The organism is Pseudomonas sp. ASL7 (assembly GCF_056680375.1).
This window is the reverse complement of record NZ_CM155279.1, coordinates 5,171,135-5,189,730: the sequence shown is the minus strand read 5'-3', so window position 1 is coordinate 5,189,730 and position 18,596 is coordinate 5,171,135. Positions and strand designations below refer to the sequence as shown.

Sequence of the window (18,596 nt, the reverse complement as noted above, 5' to 3'; positions counted from 1 at the left end):
GGCTCCACCATCACGCTCATCAATCATCCTGTTCACCCCGCCCTCCCCCCGCCTAGACTCGGTCCATCCCAATAAAAGGTAGGCCGCCATGTCCGAGACGTTGCTCAGTTCCCGCAATCTGGCTTTCGAGCTGTATGAAGTCCTCGATGCCGAGGGCCTGACCCAGCGTGAGCGTTTCGCCGAGCACAACCGCGAAACCTTCGATGCCGCCATCGGCACGGCGCGCAACATTGCCGAGAAGTTCTTCGCCCCGCACAACCGCAAGGGCGACGAAAACGAGCCGCGCTACGAGGACGGTCAGGCGATTCTGATTCCAGAAGTGAAACCGGCGGTGGATGCCTTCCTCGAGGCCGGCTTCCTGAATGCCGCGCGCAGTTTCGACGCCGGCGGCATGCAACTTCCTACGCTGTTGTCCCAGGCCTGCTTTGCACATTTCCAGTCGGCCAACGCTGCATCGACCTCGTACCCGTTTTTGACCATGGGCGCGGCGAACCTGATCGAAAGTTTCGGCACCGCGGAGCAGAAGCAGCGCTTCCTGCAACCGATGATCGACGGTCGCTTTTTCGGCACCATGGCCCTGACAGAACCGCATGCAGGCTCGTCGCTGTCGGATATTCGTACCCGCGCCGAGCCGGCGCCCGACGGTACTTATCGACTCAAGGGCAACAAAATCTTTATCTCCGGCGGTGATCACCCGCTGTCCGAAAACATCGTGCACATGGTCCTGGCCAAACTTCCGGATGCACCGGACGGGGTGAAGGGCATTTCGCTGTTTATCGTGCCCAAGTTTCTGGTCAACGATGACGGTAGCCTCGGCCAACGCAATGACGTCGTGCTGGCGGGCCTGTTCCACAAGATGGGTTGGCGCGGCACCACGTCCACCGCGCTGAACTTCGGCGATAACGGCGAGTGTGTCGGCTATTTGGTGGGCAAGCCACACCATGGCTTGAGCTACATGTTCCAGATGATGAACGAAGCGCGGATCGGCGTCGGCATGGGCGCGGTGATGCTCGGTTATGCCGGTTATCTGTACTCCCTGGAGTACGCTCGCGAGCGCCCGCAGGGCCGCGTGCCGGACAGCAAAGACCCGAACACCGCACCGGTGGCAATCATTCAGCACGCGGACGTGAAACGCATGTTGCTGACTCAGAAAGCCTATGTCGAAGGCTCGTTCGACCTCGGGCTATACGCGGCGCGACTGTTCGATGACACCACGACGCTTGAGACCGAATCCGAGCGCAAGCAGGCGCATGAGCTGCTGGATTTGCTGACGCCGATCGTCAAATCCTGGCCGTCGGAGTTCTGCCTGAAGGCCAACGAACTGGCGATCCAGATTCTTGGTGGCCACGGCTATACCCGTGAGTACCCGGTGGAACAGTATTACCGCGACAACCGTCTGAACCCGATTCATGAAGGGACTCACGGCATTCAATCGCTGGACTTGCTGGGACGAAAGCTGGCACAAAACGGTGGGGCCGGGCTCAAGCAGCTGATTCGCTTGATCGCGGGTACCGCCGAGCGTGCGCAGGTGTATGAATCGCTGACGCCGCTACGTGAGCCGCTGGAGAAACTGGTGGCGCGCCTGCAAACGGTAACCATCGGCCTGCTGACCGACCTGGCCCAAGGCAAGGTCAACAGCAGCCTGGCAAACTCTGCGCTGTACCTGAAAGTCTTCGGGCACATGGTGATTGGCTGGCGCTGGCTGGAGCAGGCGATTCGTGCCGAAGAAGGGTTGGCCAAAGGGACTGCGGCGGATGTGAGCTTCTATAAAGGCAAGCTGCAGGCGGCGCGGTATTTTCTGACGTGGGAAGTGCCGGGTTGCCACCATGAACTGGCGATTCTTGAGGCGCGGGATGATGTGTGCCTGTCGATGCAGGATGAGTGGTTTTAACCGGAGCTTTGTGGTGCTGCTGAAATCCATTCGCGAGCAGGCTCGCTCCCACATTTGATCACGGGTGTTCACAAATAATGTGTTCACAGCAGATTAAGTGTGGGAGCGAGCCTGCTCGCGAAGAGGACCGCAAAGACGACATATCAGCTCAACTTGAAACCACCCATCTGCCGCGCCAAATCATCCGCCAAGCGCTGCAACGTCTGGCAATCTTCACGACAAGCCCTGACCTCTCCGGCTGTCGCCCGGGCCAAATCAGAAATCCCCTGCACGTTGCGGTTGATCTCTTCGGTCACTGCCGACTGCTCTTCCGTTGCCGTTGCCACCTGATGGTTCATGTCACTGATGCGCTCGACCTGCCCGGTAATGGCCGTCAACGACGCCCCGGTGCGCTGACTCGACTCAACGCCAGTGCCGGTCGCCGCCTGCCCGGAATGCATCGATGACACCGCATTCTCCGCGCCCTGCTTGAGACTGCCGATCATCTGCTGAATCTCGTCGGTCGACGCTTGCGTTCGGCGCGCCAGTGTTCGTACTTCATCGGCCACCACCGCAAAACCACGCCCCATGTCCCCGGCCCGAGCGGCCTCAATAGCCGCATTCAGTGCCAGCAAGTTGGTCTGCTCGGAAATCCCGCGAATCACCGCCAACACCTGATCAATGGACGCCACCTGATTAGCCAGATCGCCCACCGCATTGGCGGCGATGCCGATTTCATCGGACATGCTTTCAATGTGACGGATCGATCCGCCCACGACCTCGCGAGCCTGCAATGCTTCGTCTCGAGCGTTTTGCGAAGCGAGCGCCGCGTTGCCGGCGTTCTGGGCGATTTCCTGCACGGTCAGGCCCATTTCATGAACCGCAGTGGCGACCATGTCAGTCATTTCCTGCTGACGTCCGGAGCGTTCAGCCGTGTTGTCCACCACGCGAGCCACCTGACCGACCGCCGTGCGCAGCCGCTCGCTGGTGGTCAGTACTTCGCCGATCATGTCGCGCTGACTGTCCAGAAACCGATTGAAGCCGCGCGCCAGATCACCCAGCTCATCGGCGCGACTGGAATCTAACCTGTGGGTCAAATCTCCCCCACCGCTACCGATAGCCACCAGTGCCGCTGTTACCTGACGGATCGGGCGAACCAATCCACGGGCCAGCCATACCACCAACAGCAGGCACACCAGCGCCACCGCCAGGCCAATACCGCTGCTCATCCACATGGCGCGCCGCGCTTCGGCGTAAATCTGCGATTGCGGCACTTCTGCCACCAGCGTCCAGCCCAGATCCCGCAGCGGCAGGCTCAATGCCAGATAATCTTCGCCATCGCGCACAAAGCGGCTGCTGGTGGCGGATTTTTGACCCATGACCGCTTGCGCCGCCGGTGCGCCGATTTGTTCGGCCAAGGTACGTTTGCCGCTAAATTGCGCTTCGGGATGAACCTGGATCAAACCGTCGGAACGCACGAGATAGACCTTGCCGCGCTCACCGAAGCTAAAGTTGTGGATCAGCTCCGACAGCTCTTTCATGCTCAGGCCAAGGCCTGCAACGCCCACGACTTTGCCGGCCTGCTCGACTTTAAGGTCGATGAAAAGCGCCAATTCTCCGGTCGCGGTGTCATTGTCGATATTGAGGGTCTTGGGCTGGTTGCTGTCTAGAAATGAATAGAACCAGGCGTCCTTCGGATTGGAACGGCTGAGGGTCCGGTCCAGGCCTTTTTCAGTGAAGTAGTGGTTTGAACCCGCGCCGATAATCAGTGAGGTGAAGGCTTTGTGTTCAGCGCGAATGCCTTCCAGATAGGTCGCAAAAGTGTCGATCTGGGCACTGTTTTCACCCCCGGCCAACCAGTCTCGCACCATGCTATTGCTGGCGATGTCCTTGGCGGCGGTAAGGGGTTGAACCAGGATTCGTTCGATGTCGTTGCGCATCGCTTCGATGCTCGACGGCAGCGCTTGCTCGACCAGATAGCTCTGGGCGAGACGGTTGACCACGAGGGTATAAATGCCAACCACGATCAGAATACTGACCAGCAGCGCGGACCCCATACTCAGGATTAACTGCCATTGAATACTGCGTCGCCAGAACTGCATGGAGCACCCCCAAAGAATAAGTGGCTGAAGCACTGCAACAGTCGTGCCGATTGTATACAACGCAACCGACAACTTATTCTTTGGTTGTGCGCAAAGCCGATCAGGCCTGATTGATCGTCTTGGAGATCACTTCAACCGTGGCGCTGACTTGCTCTTGGTAACGGTCGAGTTCGAGCTTGTGCTGCTTTTGCATTTCGATCTGCTTGGAGCACAGATTCATGGCCGCCAACACCAGTAAGCGGTCACCGATCAGCGTCGGGTACTTTCGTTTGGTGTCAGCCAGAGCGGCCTTCAACATTAACGCGGCGTCCAGCAGGGTTTGCTCTTCCCCGGCCGGCGCCTTGATCGAATAGTCCTCCCCCAGGATCGAGACGACTTTTACCCCTGCGGCGCCGTGATTCATGCGCTGACCGGGCCGGCGCTGACGCGCTCAACCAGGGCCTGGATGCGTGCGGCCGTTGCACCTTGCTTCTCTTCCTGCTCCATCAGGCTCAATTGCAGGCTTTCGTTTTCATCCTTGGCCTGGGCCAATTCTGCGCTCAGGGTTTGGTTGGTGCCGAGCAGGCTCTGGTTCTGTTGCACCAGGTCGCTGACCAGCTGTTCCAATTGGCTTAGGGATGCTTCCAACATTTTGATTTTCCAAGCATTTTCAAGGGGCGCGTACGATAAAGAAAAGTCACCACGGATGCCAGGGTTAATCGGGCTCAAAGCCTTGATTTTCCTGGCGGGCGACCTTTCTCGCGATCTTTAAAGACTGTGACAGACGGATCTGGTTCCTGCACTTCGTCGCCATAGGTCAAAAGTAACGCGCCCCCCCTGTAGGAGCGAAGCTTGCTCGCGAAAGGCGTTAACGATAACGCGTGCTGTCTGGATGACCCCGTTGCCTGGATATTTTTCGCGAGCAAGCTTCGCTCCTACAAGGGGTCTGCGATAACTGCAAAACCTTTTTTGACAGCATCACATTTCAACAGGTTAGAATCGCTGGCACGCAGACTGCATGGTCAGTTTGTGCCCGCCTTTCGGTTTTCTGGAGTACTGCCTTTGAATGCAACGACCATCAACAGCCTGTTCTTGATCGGCGCGTTGCTGGTAGGTGCGAGCATTCTGGTGAGCTCACTTTCGTCCCGCCTCGGCATCCCGATTCTGGTCATCATCCTGGCCGTGGGCATGACCGCCGGTGTCGACGGCGGCGGCATTATCTTCGATAACTACCCCACGGCTTATCTGGTCGGCAACCTTGCACTGGCCGTCATCCTGCTCGACGGCGGCTTGCGCACCCGGGTGGCGAGTTTCCGCGTGGCGTTGTGGCCGGCACTCTCGCTGGCCACCATCGGGGTGTTGATCACCACCGTGCTGACAGGCATGGTCGCCGCCTGGCTGTTCAACCTGAACATCATTCAAGGCCTGTTGATCGGCGCCATCGTCGGCTCTACGGATGCCGCGGCGGTGTTCTCGCTGCTGGGCGGCAAAGGCCTGAACGAGCGGGTCACCGCCAGCCTTGAGATCGAGTCGGGCAGCAACGACCCGATGGCGGTGTTTCTCACCGTCACCCTGATCGACATGCTCGCCAGCGGCCAGACCGGCCTGCATTGGAGCCTGCTCACGCACTTCGTGCGTGAGTTCGGTATCGGGGCTGTCATCGGCCTCGGCGGTGGCTGGGTCATGTTGCAACTGGTCAACCGCATCAATCTGGCCAACGGCCTGTACCCGATTCTGGTGATCGCCGGCGGCCTCGTCGTCTTTGCCCTGACCAACGCCTTGCACGGCAGCGGTTTCCTCGCTGTTTATCTGTGCGGCCTGGTGATCGGCAATCGTCCAGTGCGCAGCCGCCATGGCATTTTGCACATGCTCGACGGCATGGCCTGGCTGGCGCAGATCGGAATGTTCCTGGTGCTGGGGCTGCTGGTCACGCCCCACGACCTGCTGCCGATTGCACTGCCGGCGCTGGGGCTGGCGCTGTGGATGATTCTGTTTGCCCGACCGCTGTCGGTGATGGTCGGCCTGCTGCCGTTCAAGGCGTTCCATGGTCGCGAAAAAGCCTTTATCTCCTGGGTCGGATTACGCGGTGCGGTACCGATCATTCTGGCGGTGTTCCCGCTGATGGCCGGCCTGCCCAACGCCCAGCTGTACTTCAACCTCGCCTTCTTTATTGTGCTGGTGTCGCTGCTGGTGCAGGGCACGAGCCTGCCGTGGGTGGCCAAACTGCTGAAGGTGACCGTTCCACCGGAACCGGCACCGATCTCGCGCGCTGCGCTGGAAGTTCACGTCACCAGCGAGTGGGAGCTGTTCGTGTACCGCCTCGGTGCCGAAAAATGGTGCATCGGCTCGCCCCTTCGCGAACTGAAAATGCCCGAAGGCACGCGGATCGCAGCCCTGTTTCGCGGCCAGCAACTGCTCCATCCGTCGGGTAGTACGGTGCTCGAAGTTGACGATTTGCTGTGCGTAATCGGCCACGAACATAACCTTCCGGCGCTCGGAAAACTCTTCAGCCAGGCACCACAACGGGGCCTCGATTTGCGCTTCTTCGGCGACTTCGTGCTCGAAGGAGACGCCCAGCTGGCCGCGGTTGCGGCGCTGTACGGGCTGAAAGTCGAAGACATCGATCCAGACATGTCCCTGGGCCACTTCATTGCTCATAAAGTGGGCGGTGCGCCCGTCGTCGGTGACCAGGTGGAATGGAACAACACCATCTGGACTGTCGCGGCCATGGAAGGGAACAAGATCGGCAAAGTGGGCGTCAGATTCCCCGAAGGAACTCGCCCGGGTCCCGGCTTGTTCCTCTAAACTCCATTCTTCGTCTCGTTTTCGATCGGTCCCTATGCCAACCCTGCGCACCTTTTTCATCATGGCCCTGCTGGGCTTGAGCCTCTCCGTCGGTACGTTGCAAGCGGCCGAACCGCCGTCCAGCGAAGCCGTGCAGGCGAGCCTGGACAAGATCGCCGAACGCAAGCTGCCGGAGGCCGATCAGAAAACGCTGCAAGCCATCCTGCAAAACACGCTCACCCAGCTCAACAACGCGCGTGATTACGAGCAGAAGCTGGCGGATCTCAAGCAGCAACTGGCCACCGCGCCCAAGCAAAACATCGAAAACCAGCGCGAGCTGACGCGCCTCAAGGCCACCAAAGTGGTGCCCTTGGAGCAACGCTTCGCCAACCTGTCGATCCAGCAACTGGAGCAAATGCTCACCGAGCGCTCCACCCAGCAAAGTGATCTGCAGAAAGCGTTGGGCGATGCCAATAGCCTGGTGATTACTGCCCAGACTCGACCCGAGCGCGCTCAGGCTGAAATTTCCACCAGTCAGACCCGCATCCAGCAGATCAACAACATCCTCAAGTCCGGCAAGGACAACGGCAAGACCTTGAGCGGCGAGCAGCGCGACCAACTGAATGCCGAGCTTGCCGCGCTGAATGCCTTAATCCCGCTACGTCGCCAGGAACTGGCCGGCAACAGCCAATTGCAGGACCTGGGCAACAGCCAGCATGACCTGCTTTCGGAGAAATCCGACCGCCTGGATCAAGAGATTCAGGAACTGCAAAACCTGATCAACCAGAAGCGCCTCGCTCAGTCCCAAGAGACCGTGACGCAGCAGTCCATCGAAGCGCAAAAGGCCGGCGGCAGCAGCCTGCTGGCCACCGAAAGCGCAGCCAACCTGAAGCTTTCCGACTACCTGCTCAAAAGCACGGACCGCCTCAACGTCGTCACCCAACAAAACCTGCAGACCAAGCAGCAGCTGGACAGCGTGACCCAGAGCGATTCTGCCCTGGACGAGCAGATAAACGTGCTCAGGGGCAGCCTGCTGCTCTCCAAGATTCTCTACAAACAGAAGCAGCTGTTGCCGCACATCAAACTTGACCGCAATCTGGCCGATCAAATCGCCGACATTCGCTTGTACCAGTTTGAAGTCGGCCAACAACGAGAACTGCTCAGCAGCCCGTCAACTTATGTCGACAATCTGCTGGCGACCCAACCACCGGAGCAAGTCACCCCGCAGCTGCGCAAGAGCCTGTTGGAGCTGGCCACCACCCGCGTCGACCTGTTGGAGCGGCTGAACCGTGAACTGAGCGCGGTGCTCAATGAATCCATCACCCTGCAACTCAATCAAAAGCAATTGCTCAGCACCGCGCAAAGTCTCAGGGCTACGCTCGATGAGCAGATGTTCTGGATTCCCAGCAACAAACCACTGGACGTTGAGTGGATGCGTGGCGCGCCGGAACGCCTGCAACGTCAGGTCACTACCCTGCCATGGGCCTCTAGCCTCAGCGAATTGACCGATGGCCTGATTCAACGGCCACTGTTTTTCCTGCCGTTGGTCCTGCTGATCGGCGCGCTGTTGTGGCGGCGAAAAAGCCTGTATGCCCGACTGAACAAGGTTCACAAGGACATCGGCCATTTCAAGCGCGACAGCCAGTTGCACACGCCGCAGGCGATTCTGATCAATATTCTGCTGGCCATGCCGGTCTCGCTGGGCCTGGCGTTGTGCGGCCTGGCCTTGCAGATCGACGCTCGCGGACAGAACGCCAACATGGGCGCGGCGCTGCTGCAAATGGCCCAGGCCTGGCTGGTGTTCTACACCGCTTACCGAATCCTAGCGCCGGGCGGCGTGGCCGAACTGCACTTCCGTTGGGAAAAGCCTCAGGTCGAGTTCCTTCAAGGCTGGGTGCGTCGGCTCGGTTTAGTGGTCATGGCTTTGGTCACCGTGGTGGCGGTTGCCGAACTGCAACCGGCGGTGCTGTCCGATGATATTTTGGGCATGCCCGTCGTACTGACCTGCTACGCCTTGATGGCCTGGCTACTCAGCCGCCTGCTCGTCAGTAGCCCGGGTCACGAAAACGCTTCACTGTTCCGCAAAGCCGTCGGCGTCATGTTCACGATCCTGCCCGTCGCGTTGTTCGTGGCGGTGTGCTTCGGCTACTACTACACCGCGCTGAAGCTCAGCGACCGGCTGATCAACACCCTGTACCTGCTGATGTTCTGGCTGGTCATCGAAGCGACCTTCGTGCGCGGCCTCTCCGTTGCGGCCCGACGCCTGGCCTACCAGCGCGCCCTGACCAAACGCCAGGCGGCAAAAGAAGCCGGTGATGGCGAAGCGGTCATCGAAGAGCCGACCCTGGACATAGAGAAGGTCAACGAGCAGTCGTTGCGCCTGATCCGACTGGCGCTGCTGGGCGGTTTCATGGCTGCTCTGTATTGGGTCTGGTCGGACTTGATTTCAGTGTTCTCGTACCTGGACAACGTCACCCTCTACGAATACACCAGTGGCACCGGCGCCAACATGAGCATGGTGCCGATCAGTCTCCGCGACCTGCTCGGCGCGCTGATCATCATCGGCATCACCTTCGCCCTCGCGCGCAACTTGCCGGGACTGCTGGAAGTGTTGGTGTTGTCGAAGCTGAACCTGGCTCAGGGCAGCGCCTACGCCGCTACTACGTTGCTGTCCTACGTGATTGCCGGTGTCGGTTTTGTCTCGACCCTGTCGACCCTCGGCGTGAGCTGGGACAAGTTGCAATGGCTGGTCGCGGCGCTCTCGGTCGGCCTCGGCTTCGGGATGCAGGAAATTTTCGCCAACTTCATCTCCGGCATCATGATTCTGTTCGAACGCCCGGTACGGATTGGCGACACCATTACCATCGGCAACCTGTCGGGTACGGTCAGCAAGATCCGCATCCGTGCCACCACCATTACCGACTTCGACCGCAAGGACATCATTGTCCCGAACAAGACGTTCATCACCGGGCAACTGATCAACTGGTCCCTGACCGACACGATCACCCGAGTGACCCTCAAGCTCGGCGTCGATTACGGTTCAGACCTGGACCTGGTGAAAGAGCTCCTGCTCAAAGCGGCCCGCGATAACCCGCGCGTGCTGAAAGACCCGGAACCTCATGTGTACTTCCTGAACTTCGGCGAAAGCACGCTCGACCACGAGTTGCGCATGCACGTGCGCGACCTCGGGGACCGCAACCCGGTGCTCGATGAGGTCAACCGCTTCATCAACCGTGAGTTCAAGAAGCAGCACATCAACATCTCGTTCCGGCAGATGGAGGTCTACCTCAAGAACCTTCACGGCCAGGAATACAGGATGGTGCCGGTCGAGCCGGAAACCAAAACCATTGTGCCGCCAGCAGAAGACAAACCGCTGCAAGAGCCGCCGGCCACCAAGCTCGACTAACCGCCCTATCCCTAGCAGAATGCTCGGACATTCTGCTGGAGATGGCCGGTGAAAGCCCTCGACGAACTGATCTTCGATAATCGCTTTGCCCGCCTGGGCGATACGTTTTCTGTCCACGTGCTACCCGAGCCCATCGACAACCCGCGCCTGGTGGTGGCCAGCCCCGCCGCCATGGCATTGCTGGACCTGGACCCGGCCGAGGCCGAAACTCCGGCATTCGCCGAGTTGTTCAGCGGCCACAAACTCTGGGCCGACGCCGTGCCTCGGGCAATGGTTTATTCCGGTCATCAGTTCGGTTCCTACAACCCGCAGCTCGGCGATGGGCGCGGCTTGTTGCTGGGCGAGGTCTACAACGAGGCAGGCGAGCATTGGGACCTGCACCTCAAGGGCGCCGGCCAGACCCCTTTTTCGCGCATGGGTGATGGACGGGCTGTACTGCGCTCCTCAATCCGCGAGTTTCTCGCTTCCGAAGCGCTGAACGCCCTGAACATCCCGACCACCCGCGCGCTGTGCGTGATCGGCTCCGACACGGCGGTCTGGCGCGAGAAACAGGAGCGCGCGGCCATGGTCCTGCGCCTGGCGCCGAGCCATGTGCGCTTTGGCCATTTCGAATATTTCTACTACACCAAACGACCCGAGAAGCAGAAAGAACTCGGCGAGCACGTGCTGGCGATGCATTTCCCGCAATGCCTGGAACAGCCGGAACCGTACCTGGCCATGTTCCGTGAAATCGTCGAGCGCAACGCCGAGCTGATCGCCAAATGGCAGGCTTACGGCTTCTGCCACGGCGTCATGAACACCGACAACATGTCGATCCTCGGCATCACCTTCGACTTCGGCCCGTTCGCCTTCCTCGACGACTTCGACGCCCACTTCATCTGCAATCACTCTGATGATCAGGGCCGCTACTCCTTCAGCAACCAGGTGCCGATCGGCCAGTGGAACCTCAGCGCGCTGGCCCAGGCCCTGACGCCCTTCATCAGCGTCGAAGCCCTGCGCGAAACCCTCGGCCTGTACCTGCCGCTGTATCAGGCTCATTACCTGGACCTGATGCGTCGCCGCCTCGGTCTCACTATCGCCGAAGAGGATGACCAGACACTGCTGGAACAGCTGCTGCAATTGATGCAGAACAGCGGCGTCGACTACAGCCTGTTCTTCCGCCGCTTGGGCGACGAATCACCCGACCTTGCCGTCGCCCGATTGCGTGACGACTTTGTCGACATCCAGGGCTTCGATGCCTGGGGCGAACGCTATGTCGCCCGGGTCGCTCGCGAAGGCGACGCTGATCAGGCGCAGCGCCGCAAACGGATGCACGCGGTCAATCCGCTGTACATCCTGCGCAACTACCTGGCGCAGAAAGCTATCGACGCCGCAGAAAGTGGCGACTATTCGGAAGTTCGCCGACTGCACGCGGTGCTGAGCAATCCGTTCGAGGAACAGCCGGGGATGGAGGGTTATGCCGAGCGGCCGCCGGAGTGGGGCAAGCACCTGGAGATCAGTTGTTCGTCGTGAGGCTCGTCAATCCAGAGGATCAATGGCACTGACGACTCGAGCGACGATGTCAGCCATCGTGACGTCATCCAGCCGCTCAATGAACCTGGCCGAGCCATCATGGACACGTTGTTCAATGTCAAAACTGCGCACCTGATTGCATACGGCGATGCCGTTCGTTTCGTGACCAGAGACGATAACCGCCAGTCCAGAGTTTCGACTGAAGCTCCCGCCACTGGTCACAGGCACGGTCATACTGACGCCCAAGGCGTTGATTTCCCTTGGGGTTATCACCACGAAGCGATGCCGGTTCATCATCTCTCGGCCCGCAACCGGGTTCGGATCAATCCAATAGACATCGCCCCGCTGCGGGGCCTGCCGACGAACCATCAGCCCAACTCCCGGCCAACCGGGTCGCCTTCACGTGCAGATGCTGTCTGCGCGTTCAGTTCAACCATTGCTTCGGATCCTTCAAGTAACTGCGCAAGGCTGTAACGTTTGTGAGGAGCGGGCATGACGGGCCGGGCTATCAACTCGCCATTGACCACATTCAGTTCTAACTGTGCCCCCACTTCCAAATGAAGGAGCTTGAGCAAGGTAGGCGGGAGCGTAATCACCGCAGCCCCCCCTTGACGGCGGATTTTGGAAGTCACGGACATGGGATAACTCCTATCCGACAATTGATCGATATCGACTTCTCGACAAGTGCAACAAAAGTAGCACGCAGCTGAAAGCAAAAGCGACCCCCTCATAAAAATCAAAAGTTGTTGAAGTTACCTCCAGCGTAGCTATAGGCGCCGGATCGAACGCTTGAGAAATGTGTGCGTTTGCGACGACCGTCACCCAGTATTGGCCTTTGAATACTTGATAAAGATTTGTTTCGACTCCAGATCAATGCCATAGACAGCCCTTCAATCAGAGCCCGAACATGACCGACCCACTCCTCATCCCCTGCCCCCACTGCAACGGCCTCAACCGCATCCCCGCCGAGCGTATCAACGACCATCCGAAATGCGGTCGCTGCAAGGCCGAGGTCTTGCTGAACAAACCGTTCGAATTGAAGCAAGGCGATTACGCCAGTCAGATCAAGGGCGATCTGCCGTTGCTGGTGGATGTGTGGGCGCAGTGGTGCGGGCCGTGCAAATCGTTTGCCCCCGTATTTGAGCAGGCAGCCGGGCAGTTGGCGGGCAAGTGCCGGTTGGCCAAGCTGGACAGCGAGGCGAACCAGCAGTTATCGGCGCAGCTGGGAATTCGCTCGATTCCGAGCCTGATCCTGTTCAAGAACGGCCGGGAAGTGGCACGCCAGAGCGGGGCCTTCCCGTTGCCGCAGTTGATGAGCTGGTTGCGCAGCCAGGGGATTTGAATCTGCCTGTAGGAGCGAGTTTGCTCCGGGCGGCGTTCCGACGAAGGACTTGAGAGCGACACGTTTATTCAGCAAGAGCGCGTTATCGTTAACGTCCTTCGCGAGCAGGCTCGCTCCTACAATGGATCAGAGTGTCTGCCGGTTTCAGGTGTTTTCGAGGAGGTTGTGCAGCTCGACGAATTGCTGAGTCAGCTTATGCCGCGGGTCCAGATGGATCAGCGGCGTGTTGGCCTGGTGAGACTCACGCATCCGCACTGAACTGCCCAAATACACAGACAGCACCGGCAGGCCTTCGGCGATCAGTTCGTCGAGAATTTGCTGGGGCAGGCTGGCGCGGCTCTGGAACTGGTTGACGACGATGCCTTCAACTTCCAGCCCTTCATTGTGGTCTTCCTTTAATTCTTCGATTTCCGCCAGCAGGCCGTAAAGCGCCTGGCGGGAAAAACTGTCGCAATCAAAAGGAATCAGGACACGATCGGCTGCAATCAACGCCGATACTGCGTAGAAGTTCAGCGCTGGCGGGGTGTCGAGGTAGATTCGGTCGTAGTCTTCGGACAACTCATCGAGCAGTTTGCGCAGCTTGTTGATCTTGTGTTTAGCCTCAAGCTTGGGCTGCAAATCGGCCAGCTCGGCGGTCGCCGTAATCACGTGAAGGTTGTCGAACGGGGTTTCGTAGATATCGACCTGTTTTTTTTTGGAGAACGGTCCGGAAGACAGCATTTGCTTGAAGAAATCGGCGATGCCCATTGGAATGTCATCACCGGTCAAACCTGTCAGGTACTGAGTGGAGTTGGCCTGGGCATCGAGATCCACCAACAGGGTGCGATAACCCTCGCTGGCGCTGACCGCCGCCAGATTGCAGGCAATGCTGGATTTGCCTACACCACCTTTTTGATTGAACACCACGCGCCGCATGTCAAAACCTCCGTGTATCAAAGAATGACCGAGTGTAGTAGTCCACTGCCCCGCTTAGCTACCTCGTCGGCAAAGGGACTACACAGTCAGTCGCTCTATCAGGATGAAAAAGCCGAAAACTCATGGTCTGATTACTGACAGCGCCGACAGACATGGCGATTACAATGTGGATAATGGCCAGCCGACAGCTTCAGCCGAACCAACCGGTACATTTGACTGAGCAAAATGTAACCAGCATTTGCTACAGGTCCGCCGCACCGGGATAATGCGCGCCACTCGGCGTTTAGCGCCACGTACGGTCTGTCGCTATCTTTGGACTCACCGCGTCAAGAAAGCCCCGCAGGGGCGGGATGAATGTCTGTGATCAACTTCAACATCGCCCAATGGCGCGCGTGGGCTCCGGGGCTCGAAAGCGTGGACGATTGGCAGGCCTGGAGCCGACAACCGGTCGTGCTTGCGAGCAGCGATGCAGCGCCGGACGTCTCGTTTTTGCCGGCCATGCAGCGCCGGCGACTCAGCCGCCTGGCCCGGATGGCGTTCAGTGTTGGCTGGCCATTGGCCGAGGGTCGCCAGGACCTACCGTTGGTCTTTATTTCCCGCCACGGCGAAACACCGCGTACCTTCGACATTCTCCGCGATTTGGCCACCGATCAGCCGTTATCGCCGACCCAGTTCAGCCTGTCGGTGCACAATGCGATTATTGGCCTGTGGTCGATCATGCGCAGTGAAACCAGCGAAATGACAGCACTCGCCGCCGCTGGGGATGGCCTTGAACAGGGCATGCTAGAGGCCTGCGCGCTACTTGAGGAAGGCGCACCCGCGGTGCTGGTGGTGGTCACCGAAGAGCAGCCGCCCGAGGCCTACTCGACCTGGATCGACGATGTGCCATTCCCTTACGCGGTCGGCCTGCTGCTGACCCCCGGTAACGACTGGCAGTTGTCTCTGAACAGCGCCCCGAATGAGTTGTCCAACGCCCACTGGCCCCATGCCCTGGACCTAGTGCGTACCCTGCTCGACCAGCAGACCACCTGCCAACATGCCTGGAAAAATCGCGTATGGACCTGGCAACGCAACCTGTAACTGAAAAAAACCGCGACGCCTACTACTGGCGCCTGCTGGCGACCGCCGCAAGCTTCACCCTGTTCGGGTTGGGCTGCCTGGGCCTGCGCCTGGTGTTTTTTCCGCTGTTGAACTGTCTGCCGGGCAATGCCCAGACGCATCGGCAGCGAGCGCGACATACGGTTGCTCGTCTGTTCTGGTTTTTTGTCCGGTTCATGGCGCGTACCGGGGTGCTGACCTACGACATTCAGGGCGCGGAAAACCTCGGTCGACCGGGTCAGATGATCATCGCCAATCACCCGTCGCTGATTGATGTGGTTTTCCTGATCGGCCTGGTACGCCATGCCAATTGCGTGGTCAAGAAAAGCCTCTGGGAGAACCCCTTTACCCGTGGCCCGCTTCACTGCACCGAATACATCAGCAACGACGGCAGCATGGACATGCTCGACGATGCGGCCGACGCGCTGAAAAGCGGTCAGACCTTGATCATCTTTCCCGAAGGGACTCGCACCGCCCCAGGCAAGGCGCCGTCCTTTCATCGGGGGGCAGCGTCGATCGCCCTGCGGGGTGCGAAAATCCTTACCCCGGTCATTATCAAGGTCAGTCCCACCACATTGACCAAGGCCGAACCCTGGTATCGGATCCCAAAACGTCGCGTGCACTTCAGTTTCCGTGTCGGGGCCGATATAGATCCACAGACATTCGCCACGCAAGGCCCTGCTCCGCAAGCCTCACGCAAGCTCAACGATTATTTGCATCACTACTTTATTAAGGAGCTCGCCGAAGATGAGCGAACTGCACCGTGAAATAAAAATGTTAATCATCGAGGCCCTGGGTCTTGAAGACATCAACGCCGACGATATCGGCGATGACCAGACGCTGTTCGGTGAAGGCTTGGGCCTGGACTCGGTAGACGCGCTGGAACTTGGTCTGGCGATCCAGAAAAAGTACGGCATCAAAATCGACGCCGACGCCAAGGACACCCGTGATCACTTCAAAAACGTGGCGAGCCTTGCGGCGTTCGTCACTGCAAAACAGGCAGCTTGAGACCGGACCATGCAAACTCGTGACGACATTTTCAACACCCTGCGCGATGCTCTGGTGGAACTCTTCGAGCTGGATCCCGAGCGTGTCAGCCTTGACTCCAACCTGTATCAAGACCTGGAAATCGACAGCATCGACGCGGTCGACCTGATCGATCACATCAAACGCCAGACCGGCAAGAAAATCGCTGCCGAAGAATTCAAATCGGTGCGTACTGTCAGCGACGTGGTCGAGGCGGTCTACCGTCTGGTTCAACCGGCCGCATGAGCCGACTGATTGGCCTTGGCCTGCTGCTGGCGGGCCTGCTGTACCCCTTTGCGGTGTATTTCGGCATGGAGCATTTCGCGCCGTGGCAGTTCGGCCTGCTGCTGGGCAGTCTGTGGCTGGCGCGCGCGCTGACGGGTGTGCGGCGACCAGGGAGCCGGTGGATGGCCGTCGTCGCCATCGTGTTTTGCCTGTTGCTTGCAGTGTTCGACAGCCCGGCTCTGCTGCGCTGGTATCCGGTGCTGATCAGCGGCTTCATGCTGGTGCTGTTCGGGTTGAGCCTGAAATACGGCCCGCCGATGGTCGAACGCCTGGCTCGTCTGCGTGAACCCCATTTGCCGGCCAAAGCCATTCGCTATACCCGCCAGGTCACGATTGCCTGGAGTGTGTTTTTTCTATGCAACGGCTTATGCGCCGCCGCCCTGACCCTTTGGGCGCCGCTGAGTTGGTGGATGTTGTACACCGGCCTGATCTCCTATGGATTGATCGGCCTGATGTTTGCCATTGAATGGCTCATACGACAAAGGGTACGAGGCCACCCATGAATTGGATAAAACTTGAGCAATTGTTGCTCAAGGCTCAACCGGAACGCGCCGTGACGGCCGAACCGGCGCTGAATCACGCGCAGCTCTACGAGCAGGCCTTGAGCCTGGCTGCCGGCCTGCAAGCCCAAGGGGTGCAGCGCATCGCCGTGCACCTCGACGATGCCGCCGATCTCGCGATTGCCCTGTTGGGCGCCTGGCGCGCGGGGGTGAGCGTGCTGTTGCCCGCCGACCTGCAACCCCAGACTCGCCAGCGTTGGTCAAGCGATGTCGACCTGTGGCTGACTGATCAGGCTGACGACGCTCACCTGAGCGACTACCGACATCCGCCACTCTCCGGCGCGGCACTCGATCTGGATCGCTGCTCGTTGAGCCTGTGCACTTCCGGCTCCAGCGGCGAGCCCAAGCGAATCGAGAAAACGTTGCACCAACTGGCCAATGAAGTCGACGCATTGGAACAACTTTGGGGCGCTGATCTGGGCCCGGCGTGCATGATTGGCAGTGTCGCCACCCAGCACATCTACGGCCTGCTGTTTCGGGTGCTGTGGCCGCTGTGTGCCGGGCGCACGTTTGTGCGCAAGCAACTGGCCTTCCCGGAAGACTTGCAGCGTGCCAGCCGCGAACATCCGGCGTTTGCCTGGGTTGCCAGCCCGGCGCTACTTAAACGTATGGGCGACAACCTCGACTGGCCGGCCTTGAGCGTGGTACGCCGGGTGTTTTCATCGGGTGGCGCGTTGCCGGTCGAGGCTGCACAAAGCTTGCGCGAACGACTGCAACAATGGCCGACGGAAATTCTCGGCAGCTCGGAAACCGGTGGCATTGCCTGGCGTCAGGGCCACGAACTCTGGCAGCCCTTTGCGGGTATCAAATTGAGCCAGGACAGCGATGGCGCACTACTCATCGCGTCGCCGTACTTGCCGCCTGGCCATATCGAACACACCGCCGACGCTGCGCGGATAGCCGAAAACGGCCGTTTCGAACTGCTCGGACGACTGGATCGGATCGTCAAACTGGAAGAGAAACGTATTTCATTACCGATGCTGGAAAAGGCGCTGATGGACCACGACTGGGTCGCTGAAGCGCGTCTCGGGGTGGTTCAGGAAAACCGCGCTTCACTGGGGGCGTTGCTGGTGCTGAGCGAGGCGGGTTTGCATGCCTTGCGCAATCAGGGTCGATCCACCCTTACGCAAGTGTTGCGTCAACATCTGACCCAGCATTGCGAAACCCTGGCGCTGCCACGACGCTGGCGCCTGCTGCGGCAATTGCCGCTGACGCCTCAGGGCAAGTTGCCCCAGGCCGACGTTGATGCGCTGCTTCTGGCGCCCCGTCCCAAGGCACCGCAAGTGCTGGAACAGGTCGAAGTCGACGGCGAGTGGAGCTTGCAACTGGCGGTGCCGCCAGACCTCGCCTACTTCAGCGGCCACTTCCCCAAGGCGCCGGTATTGCCCGGTGTGGTACAGGTGGAGTGGGCGCTGAACCTCGGCCAGCAATTAATGGACCTGCCCGAGAAATTCGCCGGCATGGAAGTGTTGAAATTCCAGCAATTGGTGCGCCCGGGCGATGAAATCCAGTTGCACCTGCGCTTCGACCCGGTACGCGGCAAGCTGTATTTCACCTATCGCAATGAAATCGCCACCTGCTCCAGTGGGCGGGTTTTGCTGGGGGTGGCGGGCGATGCGTAACCTTGGTGAGTGCTTCGCACTCAATCGCGAGCAGGCTCGCTCCCACACCGGATCTGCGTCAAACACCACTCCCCTGTGGGAGCGAGCCTGCTCGC

Annotated in this window: 17 protein-coding genes and 1 pseudogene; 11 read left to right on the top strand and 7 right to left on the bottom strand. The window is 59.5% G+C overall.

Annotated features, from left to right (window positions below):
- The first annotated feature begins 88 nt into the window (after positions 1 to 88).
- Positions 89 to 1,891, top strand: a complete 1,803-nt coding sequence (locus AC1MDT_RS24080; RefSeq protein WP_480419265.1) for an acyl-CoA dehydrogenase — start codon at positions 89 to 91, stop codon at positions 1,889 to 1,891.
- Positions 1,892 to 2,034: 143 nt separating this feature from the next.
- Here AC1MDT_RS24080 and AC1MDT_RS24075 read toward each other — a convergent pair whose 3' ends face one another.
- From AC1MDT_RS24075 to AC1MDT_RS24060, 4 genes and pseudogenes are all read right to left on the bottom strand, one after another.
- Positions 2,035 to 2,766 (bottom strand): methyl-accepting chemotaxis protein, encoded by a 732-nt coding sequence (locus AC1MDT_RS24075; RefSeq protein WP_480422863.1) that lies wholly within the window; start codon positions 2,764 to 2,766, stop codon positions 2,035 to 2,037.
- Positions 2,767 to 2,898: 132 nt separating this feature from the next.
- Positions 2,899 to 3,927, bottom strand: a pseudogene (locus tag AC1MDT_RS24070) (HAMP domain-containing protein); the annotation flags it as partial.
- A gap of 145 nt (positions 3,928 to 4,072) precedes the next feature.
- Entirely contained in the window at positions 4,073 to 4,375 is a 303-nt protein-coding gene (locus AC1MDT_RS24065; RefSeq protein WP_480419264.1) for a cell division protein ZapA, read from the bottom strand.
- Positions 4,372 to 4,602, bottom strand: a complete 231-nt coding sequence (locus tag AC1MDT_RS24060; RefSeq protein ID WP_054053207.1) for a hypothetical protein — start codon at positions 4,600 to 4,602, stop codon at positions 4,372 to 4,374. The genes AC1MDT_RS24065 and AC1MDT_RS24060 overlap by 4 nt, the downstream gene beginning before the upstream one ends.
- 411 nt (positions 4,603 to 5,013) lie before the next feature.
- Between AC1MDT_RS24060 and AC1MDT_RS24055 the strand changes: the two genes are divergently transcribed.
- The 3 genes from AC1MDT_RS24055 to selO are packed head-to-tail and all read left to right on the top strand — an operon-like array spanning position 5,014 to position 11,653.
- Positions 5,014 to 6,756 carry a potassium/proton antiporter gene (locus tag AC1MDT_RS24055; protein WP_480419263.1) on the top strand — a complete coding sequence of 581 codons (1,743 nt, stop codon included), beginning with the start codon at positions 5,014 to 5,016 and terminating at the stop codon, positions 6,754 to 6,756.
- Between the two features lie 34 nt (positions 6,757 to 6,790).
- Complete coding sequence (gene mscK, locus AC1MDT_RS24050) at positions 6,791 to 10,141, top strand: mechanosensitive channel MscK (protein WP_480419262.1); 3,351 nt, start codon at positions 6,791 to 6,793, stop codon at positions 10,139 to 10,141.
- Positions 10,142 to 10,189: 48 nt separating this feature from the next.
- A complete protein-coding gene (gene selO / locus AC1MDT_RS24045) occupies positions 10,190 to 11,653 on the top strand; it encodes a protein adenylyltransferase SelO (protein ID WP_480419261.1) in 1,464 nt (487 codons plus the stop codon).
- A gap of 6 nt (positions 11,654 to 11,659) precedes the next feature.
- Here selO and mazF read toward each other — a convergent pair whose 3' ends face one another.
- Together mazF and mazE are read right to left on the bottom strand one after the other, a co-directional pair.
- Positions 11,660 to 12,022: a type II toxin-antitoxin system toxin MazF gene (gene mazF / locus AC1MDT_RS24040; RefSeq protein WP_201115216.1), complete on the bottom strand. Its 363-nt coding sequence runs from the start codon at positions 12,020 to 12,022 to the stop codon at positions 11,660 to 11,662.
- Complete coding sequence (mazE, locus tag AC1MDT_RS24035; protein ID WP_480419260.1) at positions 12,022 to 12,291, bottom strand: type II toxin-antitoxin system antitoxin MazE; 270 nt, start codon at positions 12,289 to 12,291, stop codon at positions 12,022 to 12,024. The genes mazF and mazE overlap by 1 nt, the downstream gene beginning before the upstream one ends.
- A gap of 269 nt (positions 12,292 to 12,560) precedes the next feature.
- Here mazE and trxC point away from each other — a divergent pair, with 269 nt between their 5' ends.
- Complete coding sequence (trxC, locus tag AC1MDT_RS24030; protein ID WP_480419259.1) at positions 12,561 to 12,995, top strand: thioredoxin TrxC; 435 nt, start codon at positions 12,561 to 12,563, stop codon at positions 12,993 to 12,995.
- Between the two features lie 144 nt (positions 12,996 to 13,139).
- Here the strand turns inward: trxC and AC1MDT_RS24025 are convergent, their stop codons facing one another.
- Entirely contained in the window at positions 13,140 to 13,910 is a 771-nt protein-coding gene (locus AC1MDT_RS24025; protein WP_480419258.1) for a ParA family protein, read from the bottom strand.
- Between the two features lie 354 nt (positions 13,911 to 14,264).
- On the opposite strand from AC1MDT_RS24025, the gene AC1MDT_RS24020 reads away from it, so the two are divergent.
- Genes AC1MDT_RS24020 through AC1MDT_RS23995 form a run of 6 tightly spaced genes read left to right on the top strand, consistent with a single transcriptional unit; the run spans position 14,265 to position 18,501 of the window.
- Positions 14,265 to 14,990, top strand: a complete 726-nt coding sequence (locus AC1MDT_RS24020; protein ID WP_480419257.1) for a beta-ketoacyl synthase chain length factor — start codon at positions 14,265 to 14,267, stop codon at positions 14,988 to 14,990.
- The gene (locus AC1MDT_RS24015; protein WP_480419256.1) at positions 14,966 to 15,775 is read left to right on the top strand and encodes a lysophospholipid acyltransferase family protein; all 810 of its coding nucleotides are present in this window, start codon (positions 14,966 to 14,968) and stop codon (positions 15,773 to 15,775) included. The genes AC1MDT_RS24020 and AC1MDT_RS24015 overlap by 25 nt, the downstream gene beginning before the upstream one ends.
- Positions 15,756 to 16,016 carry a phosphopantetheine-binding protein gene (locus tag AC1MDT_RS24010; protein WP_480419255.1) on the top strand — a complete coding sequence of 87 codons (261 nt, stop codon included), beginning with the start codon at positions 15,756 to 15,758 and terminating at the stop codon, positions 16,014 to 16,016. The genes AC1MDT_RS24015 and AC1MDT_RS24010 overlap by 20 nt, the downstream gene beginning before the upstream one ends.
- A 9-nt stretch (positions 16,017 to 16,025) precedes the next feature.
- Complete coding sequence (locus AC1MDT_RS24005) at positions 16,026 to 16,280, top strand: acyl carrier protein (protein ID WP_008025124.1); 255 nt, start codon at positions 16,026 to 16,028, stop codon at positions 16,278 to 16,280.
- Complete coding sequence (locus tag AC1MDT_RS24000) at positions 16,277 to 16,822, top strand: COG4648 family protein (RefSeq protein WP_480419254.1); 546 nt, start codon at positions 16,277 to 16,279, stop codon at positions 16,820 to 16,822. The genes AC1MDT_RS24005 and AC1MDT_RS24000 overlap by 4 nt, the downstream gene beginning before the upstream one ends.
- Positions 16,819 to 18,501, top strand: coding sequence for an ApeI family dehydratase (locus AC1MDT_RS23995; protein WP_480419253.1), 1,683 nt, complete (start codon positions 16,819 to 16,821; stop codon positions 18,499 to 18,501). The genes AC1MDT_RS24000 and AC1MDT_RS23995 overlap by 4 nt, the downstream gene beginning before the upstream one ends.
- The last annotated feature ends 95 nt before the right edge of the window (positions 18,502 to 18,596 follow it).